Raw genomic sequence first — 10,603 nt, 5'->3', positions numbered from 1 at the left:
TCAAGGATGAGCTCGCTGCGAGTCAATTCCGCGTCCTTGATATTTGCACCGCGAATGGAGATGCCGCCACCGACGGTCTTGGTGGCTCCACCGTCCGGGAGCAACTCCATGGACTGTTCCTCGGCCGATTCTTCATGCCGGTTCTCATCTGCAGGCGTGTTTGCGGTCATAGTCTTCCTCTCATATCCGTGAGTGCTGTGATTGCGCTCACGTCTAACTGGACGTGGACTTCCATCCGTATTAAATCCAGCGATCTAAAACATGAAATAAAGGCACAAAGGGTGCCCTCCGAGGCGGACACGGGGTCCACAGGGGGCGAACAGCGATTTCTCTCCTCAGGGTCGCGGCGGGCGTCAGCTTGCGTTTGTCACGGTGGGGTGACGTTTTCCGTCACCGATCGGTCGTGCTCCCGGAGTTGGGATGGCGGTCGCTGGCGAAACGGGACACGTCGCTCGAAGCGTCATCGGTTACGCTCGAAGGACGTGTCCGTGGTTGTGACTGGCAGACCCAACCGTCTCCTCGATCCGCGAAGAACCCGATCGCTTAGCGTGCCGTCTGTTCTCCATACGAATTTCTCCGTTCATATCCGCAGAAGACGCCGGCGAAGGCGCTGCTAAGCAGGCTCAGTACGAGTTCATCGAGGGGCTGGCCGTGGATGTTGCTCCCGCTCCGAATCAGCTGTTCTCTATCGTAAATCGCATGTTGACTACGCATGTCGTAGGAAGAAACCGCAGCAGCCTACATTAAGATTTTCATAAAACATACACTGTGTGTTATTATGACACGCCTGCAATCGCTCCCGCCCCACATTTGTGGGCTCACTCACTCGCGGGCGTCCTTCCACTCCCCGATACCCGCGGGATCGAGATGGAGGTGAACGTCGCCGACGTCGTCCATCTCACGCAACCGCTCGATCAGTTCCGTCTCGAGGTCGTGGGCCTCCACGAGCGTTAACTCACCGTCGACCTCGACGTGCGCTTCCACCTCCAGCCGCGTCCCGTCATAAAAGACGGCCACGTCGTGGACCCCCTCCGCTTTCGGATGGGCCCGAAGGGCGGCGATGATGCGCTGACGTTCCGCCTCCGAGGGGGCCGCACCCACGAGGTAGGTGACGTTCTCGCGGGTGACCTTGAGGCCCTGATAGATGACGAGAATGCTCACCACCCCACCCACGGCGGCGTCCATGAACGGGTAGCCGAAGAGGACGCCGATAATGCCGACGAGCGCCGCGAGCGTGGTGAAGATGTCGTTGAAGCAGTCGACGGCCAGCGCCGCGAGCGCCGAGGAGTCGACCCGCTCGTTCACCCGCGTCGTATACCAGTAGAGAAGCGACATGTCGGCAAGCGCAAAGAGCAGCCCGCCAACCAGCCACGGGCTGAACGTTACCGTCGGGCCCGTAAGGAGCGCGCTGGCGGACTCATACAACAAATACAGCCCGAGGACGATGATGGTTCCACCGACGAACAGCGCCGTTAGCGGCTCGATCCGCTGATGACCGTGTGGGTGGGTCTCATCGGGGGCCGCGTAGACGCTTCGCCCCCAGACGAAGACGACGACGCTGCCGACGACGTCGGCGACGGAGTGTGCGGCGTCCGCGAGCAACGCCACCGATCCGAACGCCAGTCCGATCGCCCCCTCGACGAGGATCTTGGCGACGTTGCCGACGATGTTGAGGGCGCTGGTCCGGGTGAAATCACGCCTGTTCTCTGCGGACTCCACCTCAGATTCGGCCAGCGCCACCTCGCTCATTGCCGTCGGTTCCCTGACTCGCCGTATAAGGATTTTGATTAGACGACTCCAAGTGAGAAATTCGGGCGCTCGAAGCCGGTATCCGTGCCGAACTGGCGGCTTCGGTGCTGTCGTTCGCCTTACTCCACGTCGCGCTCGTCGGCCCCGTCCAACGTGATCTCGGTGACCTCGATGATCCGATCGTCGGCAAGGAGCGTCTCGATGGCGGCCTCGGGTACGTCGTGATCGAGGTTGTAGACGGTGAGCGCCTCGCCGCCCATCGTCTCGCGGCCGTTGAACATCCCGGCGATGTTGACGTCGTGGTCGCCGAGGACGGTTCCGATAAGTCCGATGACGCCCGGCTCGTCGGTGTTGCGGGCGACCAGCATGTGGCCGTAGGGAACGGCGTCGACGCGAAAGCCGTCGATCCGGACGATCCGCGCGTCCTCGCCGGCGAAGAGCGTCCCCTCGACGGCCATCTCCTCGTCGCCGTTGCGGACCGCGACGCGGACGAGGCTCTGGAAGTCCTCCGTCTGTCGCGTCTTCGACTCGGTCACCTCGATCCCACGTTCCTTGGCGAGCTGTGGGGCGTTCACCGCGTTCACCTGCCATTCGAGGGGCTCGAAGACCCCCTTCAGCGCGCTCGCGGTGATGAGTTCGACGTCCTCGGCGGCGATGTCGCCCTCGTAGGTGACCTGCATCGAGGTCACGCGGCCGTCGAGCAGCTGTGCGGCGACCTTCCCGGCCGTCTCGGCGACGGCGATGTACGGTTTGATCCGCGGGAAGGCGGTCTCATCGACCGACGGGGCGTTCAACGCGGTGAGCACCGGCTCATCGTTGAACGCCGCGATCACGGCCTCCGCGGTGTCGATCGCGACGTTCTCCTGTGCGGCCTCCGTTGCCGCGCCGAGGTGCGGCGTGAGAACGATCCGGTCAACGTCGAGAAGCGGCGAGTCCGCCGGGAGCGGCTCCTCGGCGAACGAATCGAGCGCCGCGCCGGCAAGGGTCCCGTCCTCGAGGGCGGCCGCAAGCGCGTCCTCGTCGATGATGCCGCCGCGCGCACAGTTGATCAGGTAGCCCCCCTCGAGTTCGGCCAGCTCGTCCTCGCCGACCATCCCCTCGGTCTCGGGTAAAAGCGGCGTATGGATCGTGGCGAAGTCCGCCTGTGCGAGCGCGTCACCGAGATCCTCGACGAGCGTGGCGCCGAGCCGCTCGGCACGTTCCTTGGAGACGTACGGGTCGTAGACGACGAGGTCCATCCCGAGGGAGTCGAGCCGCTTTGCGACCTCCTGGCCGACGCGGCCGAGGCCGATGATCGCGAGCGTCTTGTTGTTCACCTCGGTGCCGAGGTATGCGCCCTTCGCCCACTCGCCGGTCTTCAATCGACCGTGTGCCTGCGGGATCGATCGGGCGACCGCGAACGTCATCGCGACGGTGTGTTCGGCGGCCGCACGGACGTTCCCCTCCGGCGCGTTGGCGACGATCACGCCGTGGTCGGTCGCGGCGTCGATGTCGATGTTGTCGACGCCGATACCAGCCCGTCCGACGATGACCAACTCCTCGGCGGCCTCGAACACCTCCCGGGTCACCTCCGTTCCGGAGCGAACGATCAGCGCCTGTGCGTCCACGATGGCGTCGACGAGCGCGTCATCGTCGATGTCGTAGGCGGTTTCGACCTCGTAGCCCTCCGCACGGAGCCGGTCCAGACCCGCCTCAGCGATCGGGTCCGTCACGAGTACCTTCATGCGCGAAGGGACCCGCGGGGTGGGGATAACGCTTTCTTCATCGGTCCGTCCGGCACCCGATCCGCTCCGGGACCGCGGTGCTTCACCCCTCCTTTCGGGTGGAACGCACCACGGGGATCGTCGACACGCGTATGTTCCCCGATCGAACCCACGTCTTCAACCGGCCGGTACGCCCTTTTATCACGCCCGCATGGGACCGGTATGGACCTCACGATCACGCTATTCGGGTTCGCCGCCATCGTCGTGCTGACGGCGGTCAGCGCCTTCTTTTCCAGTTCGGAGCTCGCCGTCTTTTCGGTCGCGAAACACCGCGTCGATTCGCTCGTCGCCACCGACGTCCCGGGCGCCGCGGCGCTCGCAACGCTCCGTGCGGACCCACATCGATTCCTCGTCACGGCGCTCGTGAGCAACAACGTCGCCAACATCGCGGCGGCCTCCGTCGCGACTGCCGTGCTCGTACAGTTCCTCCCGCCGAGCCAAGCGGCGACCGGATCCACCCTCTTCACCTCGTTTTTCGTCATCGTCTTCGGCGAGATCGCCCCGAAGTCGTATGCGGTCGCGAACGCCGAGAAACACGCCCTTCGCGTCTCCCGGCCGGTCGTGGTCGCCCAGCGGCTCCTCCGCCCGATCCTCCTCGTCTTCGAGGTCGCCTCGGGGCTCGTCAACCGCGTGACGGGCGGCGAGACGGAGATCGAATCCTACCTCACCCGCGAGGAGATCGAGACGATCGTCCTCTCCGGCGAGGAGACCGGCGCGCTCGATCCCGACGAGAGCGCGATGATCCGCGGCGTCCTCGATCTGGAGGCGACGACGGTCACGGCCGTGATGGTTCCCCGCACCGACATGGTCGCGGTCTCGGAGACGGCCGCACCGGACGACGTCCTCTCGACGGCCGCCAGCGAGGGGGTCACCCGGATGCCCGTCTACGGCGAAAATCGCGACGACGTCGTCGGCATCGTCGACGTTCGCGACGCGATCCGGGCGGTGGAGGCTGGCGAGGGCCTCGAAAGCGTGCTTCGTGAGCCGACGTTCGTCCCGGAGACGAAGTCGATCGACGAGCTGTTCGAGGAGATGCGCGACGGCGCGGTTCGGATGGTCGTGGTCGTCGACGAGTTCGGCGCGGTGAGCGGGATCGCCACCCTTGAGGACGTCGTCGAGGAGGTCGTCGGCGAGATCGTCGGCCCCTACGAGACGGAACACGTTCGTGTCGTCGACGGCGAGACGGCGATCGTTCGCGGCTGGACGACGGTCGCCTATCTCAACGGGACGCTCGCGCTCACGCTCCCGACCGACGGCGACTTCGAGACGGTCGCCGGGCTGATCACCGCCGCGCTCGGCCGGCTCCCCGAGGAGGGTGATCGGGTCCACTTCGGCGATGTCACCCTCGTCGTCACCGCGGCGACGCCCACCCGCGTCACGCGGGTTCGGGTCGAACACGGGGCGGGTGATGTGGAACGCAGCGGGGAGGGGACGGATGCGGGCACGGCCGGACCGTCGGAGCCGTCGGAGTCGTCAGAGTCGTCGGAGCCGTCGGAGTCGTCAGAGTCGTCGGAGCCGTCGGAGTCGTCAGAGTCGTCGGAGCCGTCGGAGTCGTCAGAGTCGTCGGAGCCGTCGGAGTCGTCAGAGTCGTCGGAGCCGTCGGAGTCGTCAGAGTCGTCGGAGCCGTCGGAGTCGTCAGAGTCGTCGGAGCCGTCGGAGTCGTCAGCGCCGGCGGCGCGATCCCCCATCACAGATCAAACACCTCGACGGGCTCATAGAGGGGACCGTCCGGCGTCAACGTCGAGGAGAGGAGCCGGATCTCGTTCGCCTCGAACCGTCCGATCTCGGGTTCCCGTTCGTGAACGACCCGCTGGACGTGTTCTTTTCCCCGCCCGTCGCGCATCCGGGCGATCGTGACGTGCGGCGTGAACGCGTGCGTCTCAGCGTCGACGCCGATCGCCGTCGTCTCCGCCTCCAGCGCCTCGTGGAGTTCGGTCAACTCCTCGCCACCCTCCTCGATCCCGGCCCAGACGACCGAGATGTACTCAAGGCTCGGGAAGACGCCGTAGCCTCGAACGCGACACGCGAAGGGATCGACCCCGGCGCGTTCGACCGCCCGCTCTCCGGCGGCGAGCACGTCGTCGAGGGAGACGTCGGCGTCGGGGCCATCGTGGTCACCGTCGTCGGGGCCATCGTGGTCGCCGTCGTCGACCTCCCCGAGAAACTTCAGCGTCAGGTGGGCCCCCTCCGGGTCCACCGGATCGATCCCCGCGGCCTCCGTGAGCGGACCCTGGGCGGCCGCGATGGCGTCCGTAAGCGACTCCGGCAGGTCGACGGCGAAGAACGCGCGCATCGTCACTGCCACCCCGGTGTTCCCGGCGCGCCCGCCTCGTCCTCCAACTCGCCGACGAGGGCGTCGCGTTCGGTGTCCGCAACCGCGGCCGGCTCACCTCGCTTCCCGGCGCGTTCGGTCCAGCTCCGGATCGCTCGTCCCGCCCACGAATCGGCCCCCCGTACCCGTTCGTGAGCCGCACCCATCCGATCGCGGTCGACCGACAGGCTGCCGGGTCGGGAACCGACCGCCGCCCCGATGAATCGGGCCCGATCGTCGAAGGTCGACTCCCCACGCCGAAGCCGATCCACGACGCCAGCGAGATCGTCGGGATCCGGATACGCGAAGATCGTCGCACCGAGCGCGTGCGGGCCGAACGCCGGCGGTGGAATATCATCGGGGACGTTCGGGTCGAGCAGCCGCTCGCCGCCGCCGGCCGCCTCCACGCGTTCACACTCCGTCTCGGCATCCAGCGCGAGGTTGTGGGCGGGATACGTCGCACACGTTCGCGGGTAGAGATCCTCGTCGCCGTGGATCCGACACTGCAGCGTCGTCGGGTCGAGAAAGACGCACGTATCCAGCCACCGGACCGTCTCCGTCCCCACCGGCGCGACGGGCTTCGGCGGTTTATAGAGGCCGATCATGAAGACGGGTCGGCCGTCGACGGCCGCGAGCGCGACGCCATCGATCGTGACGACCTCGTCGCGCTCGGCGGGCTCGAAGAGGCGTGGGATCAGCGCATCCGCGACTCCCCGGTCGAGATACCGGACTACCTCGTCGCGCGTGAGCGGCGCGAGGTTCGCGACGTCGTCGAGCGGCGGTCGGCGGTCGTCCGGCCTGCGACCGCCCACATTCGAGCCGCGTGTCTCCGATGCGTCCGGTGCGATCGGCCGCCAGTCGACACAACAGCCGGCACAGCCCGCACACCGCAGCTTCATACCGCTCCGTTCGTGATGTGTGTTATAAAGTGTCACGCCGGTCGCGACCGACCCCGATCGTTTCCGAGCGTGGCGAGCCTGCCACCCCGTCTTTCCCCGCCCCGTCAGGACTCATCCAGTCCGCCAAGCTCGCCTGGAGCGTGCGCATACACCGCATAGAGGACGAGGGCGGCGATGATGAAATCGAGGCTATGTTCGATCAGGTGATGGATCGTCATCGGGACGTAGCCGAGGACCGTGCCGGCCCCGACGAGCGAGCGGGCCCAGAGCGCGCCGACGGCGACGCAGATCAGGAGGTACTGTGTCGATCGTCGACGGGCGTACGCCACGAGGCTCACGACGAAGAGGGTTCCCGTCCCGATCCCGGCGACGAGGATCACCAACAGGAGCGGAATGGAGCCCTCCACACCGCCCGTGTGACCGATACCGAGGGGGGAACCGACGTTCATCGACCGACCGTCGGGCCGCCGTGTGTATCAATCCACTCCCTTCGGACGACGTCTCGTCGTCGCTGGAGCCCTCCGGGTCCTCCCACTCGCTGAGAAACCGAGCGAGGTATTAGCCGGAGACCCCTTACTCCAACGTAATGAGCGAGACGCGCGACCGGATCCGCGATCACATCCGTGCGACGCCGGGCGTCCACTTCAGCCGACTCGAACGCGACCTTGAGCTCGCTACGGGTCAGATCCAGTACCACCTCCGACGACTCTGCGGGGAGAACGCGATCGTCGCCGAGGAGATCGCCGGCCGAACCCACTACTACGACCCGGCCGTGGACCCGTGGGACCGGCGCGCGCTCGCCTTTTTGCGGCGAGAGAGCGCCCGCGGGATCATCGTCCGTCTCCACGCCGACGGCCCGGCCCGGCCGTGTGACCTCGCCGACGACCTCGGGCTCGCCCGCAGCACCGTCTCCTGGCACGTCTCGACGCTTACCGATCACGGGATCATCGAGCGCTCCGGGGGTCGACCGATGACGGTCGCGTTGACGGATCCGGACCGAACGGCCCGGCTGCTGGAGAGCGCCTCGCCCTCGCTGCCCGACCGGGTCGTCGACCGGTTCATCCGGACCGTCGACCGGCTGTTCGAGCCCGCAGAACGCGACTGAGCCGGATATCCTTCTGACATATTCAACGCGCTGGACAGTCACGGCGGGAGATGGCGGTCGTAGACGTTTCGACGGTGACCGACCGCTTCGACACGGAGGAGATCGGCCTCCCGATCCCAGGTGAGTATCGCCCGATAGTCACCTGCTCGGAGCTTATAATACGGATATCCGGTGAGTGGTTCGAGTCGATGTTCGGTCCACTCGGTTGCCTCTTCCACCTTGTTCAGCACGCGATCGGCGATGTGCGGGTCGAGGCTACTCAAGTGATCGAGCGCTTGCGCGGTGTACTCGACCTCAGTCATCCAGCCCCAGTCGCTCTCGCGCTTCTTCCGCCGATACCGTGTCACCCTGCTTCGCTTGCTCGCGGCTTCGTTCGAGGGCAGCAAGCGTCTCCTCGGACAGTTCTGTTGATGGGTTCACCCAGTCGCGAAGCGCATCGCGAATGGCCTCTGACTTGCTGGTATACCCACGACGCTCCCACTCCTCATCGAGACGCTGCAAGAGGCTCTCCGGAACGCGGACGTTGATTTTTTTCATCCGATCGCTCCCAGTTTCGGCGTCCGTACTCATATTTTGTGATACGACGGTATCACACATAACGGTTAGTGTCCAGTGTTGCTCAAGGAGGCCCTCTCAACCGCCTGGCATCCTTCTCTGATTTATAAGGTCCCTTTCGTGCTCGGCGTATCGCCACGCCGCTCGTCGATCCGCGTGGCGTCGTCGAGGGCCCGCGCCAGCGCTTTAAATAGGGCTTCGACCTCGTGGTGGGCGTTGTCGCCGCGTTCGACGGCGACGTGGAGCGTGAGGCCCGCGTTGTGCGCGAGCGACATCGCGAAGTGGTCGGCCATGACGCTCGTGAACCCGCCGATCCGCTCCTGTGAGAATTCCCCTTCAAACTCGTAGTGGGGGCGACCGGCGACGTCGACGACGACGGCGGCGACCGCCTCGTCGAGCGGGACGCGTCGGTCGGCGTATCGGCGAATGCCGCGTTTGTCACCGAGTGCCGCCTCGAACGCCTCCCCGAGACAGATGGCGACGTCCTCGACCGTGTGGTGGTCGTCGATCTCCAGGTCGCCGTCACACCGGACGGTCAGATCGAAGAGGCCGTGTTTCGCGAGCGCCTCCAGCATGTGATCGAAGAAGCCGATCCCGGTGTCGACCTCGCTTTCGCCGTCCCCGTCGATCGCGAGGGTCACCTCGATGGTCGTCTCGCTGGTCTCCCGGGAGACGGCCGCGGTCCGCTCGTGGTCGCCGTGCTCGCTCATACCCCGACCCTCGGCGGGCGCTCTTAAGGGGGTTGCGGCGTGGCTCCTCCCGGGACTTCCGGCCGCGGTTCGCCACTACGTCGGCTTTTTTTATCCGCGGCGAGAAAGCCGGACCATGGTCGACCCCGCTCCGTCGCCCGAGGACGTCCCGGAGCCACAGGCCGAACACGACGCCGACGCGGGCGAGGGTGAGCTTGAACGGACCATCGGGCTCGTCGGCGGGCTCGCGATCGGCATCGGGACGATGATCGGCGCGGGGATCTTCGTCTTTCCCGGGCTGGCGGCCGAAAACGCCGGCCCGGCGGCGGCGCTCTCGTTCGCCATCGGCGCGGTCATCGCGCTGCTCGTCGCGCTGCCCGCCTCCGAGCTCGCGACCGCGATGCCCCGGAGCGGCGGCGGCTACTTCTTCATCTCGCGCGGGCTCGGCACGGGTCCAGGTGCAATCGTCGGGCTGGGGCTCTGGCTCGGGCTCGTCTTCGCGTCCGCCTTTTATCTCGTCGGGCTCGGCAGCTACGCCGGGCAGGTGTTCACCGAGGCGGGGTTCGCGCTGCCGATAAGCCCGGCCGTCCCGCTCGGCGTCGCGTTCGGGGTCGGGCTCACCGTCCTCAGCCTGTTCGGCACCGAGAACACGGCCGCGTTACAGAACGCCATCGTCGTCGTGCTGCTTGCCATCCTCACGCTGTTTCTCGGCTACGGCAGCCTCGACGCGCTCGGCGTCTTCGGCGCGGAGTCGACCCCCGAGCAGTTCTTCCCGCCGGGCGGGCTCCTCCCTGTGCTCCAGACCGCGGCGCTCGTGTTCACCTCCTATCTCGGCTTCGCACAGATCGCGACGGTCGCGGGCGATATCAAACAGCCCAGCCGCAACCTCCCGCTCGCGATGGTCGGATCCGTGATCCTCGTCGGCGTCTTCTACGTCGTCACCATCTTCGTCGCGACGAGCGCGTTCGGCTCGGCCCGCCTCGGGGAGTTCGGCGAGACCGCGATGGTCGAGGTCGCCCGCGAGTTCGTCGGGCTGCCCGGCGCGCTCGCGATCCTCTTTGCGGGACTGCTCGCGACGTTCTCCAGCGCGAACGCGTCGATCCTCAGCGCCTCGCGGGCGGTCTACGCCGTGAGCCGCGACGATCTCATCCCGGAGGCGGCGAGCCGGATCAACCTCAAATACGGCACGCCCCACGTCGCGCTCGGGCTCGCCGGCGGGCCCATCGTCGTGCTCACCGCGACCGGGCAGGTGGAGCTGCTCGCGGAGGTCGCCTCCTTCCTCCACCTCGTGATGTACGGGCTGATCTGCGTCGCGCTGATCCAACTGCGGCGTGAGGGGCCCGACTGGTACACCCCGTCGTTCCGCTGTCCGGCCGGCTTCGCGGTGGCCGGCGTCGGCGCGCTCGCCAGCTTCGGGCTGATCGCGTTCATGCAGCCCGCCTCGATCGTCATCGGTATCCTCATCATGGTGGCGTCATACGGCTGGTATCGCTACTACGCGACCGACGTCGAACTCAAAGGTGACTTCTGAT

At 66.5% G+C, this 10,603-nt stretch carries 10 protein-coding genes and 1 pseudogene; 3 read left to right on the top strand and 8 right to left on the bottom strand.

Features of this window, described 5'->3' with window-relative positions:
* Positions 1–822 precede the first annotated feature (822 nt).
* Together CHB65_RS14830 and serA are read right to left on the bottom strand one after the other, a co-directional pair.
* Positions 823–1,749, bottom strand: coding sequence for a cation diffusion facilitator family transporter (locus CHB65_RS14830; RefSeq protein ID WP_089385812.1), 927 nt, complete (start codon positions 1,747–1,749; stop codon positions 823–825).
* A 119-nt stretch (positions 1,750–1,868) separates the two neighbouring features.
* Positions 1,869–3,473: a phosphoglycerate dehydrogenase gene (gene serA / locus CHB65_RS14825; protein WP_089385811.1), complete on the bottom strand. Its 1,605-nt coding sequence runs from the start codon at positions 3,471–3,473 to the stop codon at positions 1,869–1,871.
* A gap of 201 nt (positions 3,474–3,674) precedes the next feature.
* Between serA and CHB65_RS14820 the strand changes: the two are divergent.
* Positions 3,675–4,910 (top strand): annotated as a pseudogene (locus CHB65_RS14820) (hemolysin family protein); the annotation flags it as partial.
* A 289-nt stretch (positions 4,911–5,199) separates the two neighbouring features.
* Here CHB65_RS14820 and thpR read toward each other — a convergent pair.
* The 3 genes from thpR to CHB65_RS14800 all read right to left on the bottom strand — a co-directional run bounded on the left by thpR (position 5,200) and on the right by CHB65_RS14800 (position 7,171).
* The gene (gene thpR, locus CHB65_RS14810) at positions 5,200–5,805 is read right to left on the bottom strand and encodes an RNA 2',3'-cyclic phosphodiesterase (protein WP_089385810.1); all 606 of its coding nucleotides are present in this window, start codon (positions 5,803–5,805) and stop codon (positions 5,200–5,202) included.
* A gap of 2 nt (positions 5,806–5,807) precedes the next feature.
* The gene (locus CHB65_RS14805) at positions 5,808–6,722 is read right to left on the bottom strand and encodes a YkgJ family cysteine cluster protein (RefSeq protein WP_089385809.1); all 915 of its coding nucleotides are present in this window, start codon (positions 6,720–6,722) and stop codon (positions 5,808–5,810) included.
* 104 nt (positions 6,723–6,826) lie between these two features.
* Positions 6,827–7,171 (bottom strand): DUF7471 family protein, encoded by a 345-nt coding sequence (locus CHB65_RS14800; protein WP_089385808.1) that lies wholly within the window; start codon positions 7,169–7,171, stop codon positions 6,827–6,829.
* 137 nt (positions 7,172–7,308) lie between these two features.
* On the opposite strand from CHB65_RS14800, the gene CHB65_RS14795 reads away from it, so the two are divergent.
* Entirely contained in the window at positions 7,309–7,827 is a 519-nt protein-coding gene (locus tag CHB65_RS14795) for a winged helix-turn-helix transcriptional regulator (RefSeq protein ID WP_089385807.1), read from the top strand.
* A gap of 38 nt (positions 7,828–7,865) precedes the next feature.
* Here CHB65_RS14795 and CHB65_RS14790 read toward each other — a convergent pair whose 3' ends face one another.
* From CHB65_RS14790 to hisB, 3 genes are all read right to left on the bottom strand, one after another.
* Complete coding sequence (locus tag CHB65_RS14790) at positions 7,866–8,129, bottom strand: type II toxin-antitoxin system RelE family toxin (protein WP_089385806.1); 264 nt, start codon at positions 8,127–8,129, stop codon at positions 7,866–7,868.
* Complete coding sequence (locus tag CHB65_RS14785; RefSeq protein ID WP_089385805.1) at positions 8,122–8,397, bottom strand: ribbon-helix-helix domain-containing protein; 276 nt, start codon at positions 8,395–8,397, stop codon at positions 8,122–8,124. The genes CHB65_RS14790 and CHB65_RS14785 overlap by 8 nt, the downstream gene beginning before the upstream one ends.
* Before the next feature lie 89 nt (positions 8,398–8,486).
* Entirely contained in the window at positions 8,487–9,092 is a 606-nt protein-coding gene (gene hisB, locus CHB65_RS14780; protein WP_089385804.1) for an imidazoleglycerol-phosphate dehydratase HisB, read from the bottom strand.
* A gap of 115 nt (positions 9,093–9,207) precedes the next feature.
* Between hisB and CHB65_RS14775 the strand changes: the two genes are divergently transcribed.
* Positions 9,208–10,602 (top strand): APC family permease, encoded by a 1,395-nt coding sequence (locus CHB65_RS14775; protein ID WP_089385803.1) that lies wholly within the window; start codon positions 9,208–9,210, stop codon positions 10,600–10,602.
* Position 10,603: the final 1 nt, after the last annotated feature.

Origin of the sequence: Halorubrum vacuolatum, from assembly GCF_900188065.1 — an archaeon.
Taxonomy (GTDB): Archaea; Halobacteriota; Halobacteria; order Halobacteriales; family Haloferacaceae; genus Halorubrum; species Halorubrum vacuolatum.
This window is presented reverse-complemented; position numbering and strand designations above follow the sequence as displayed.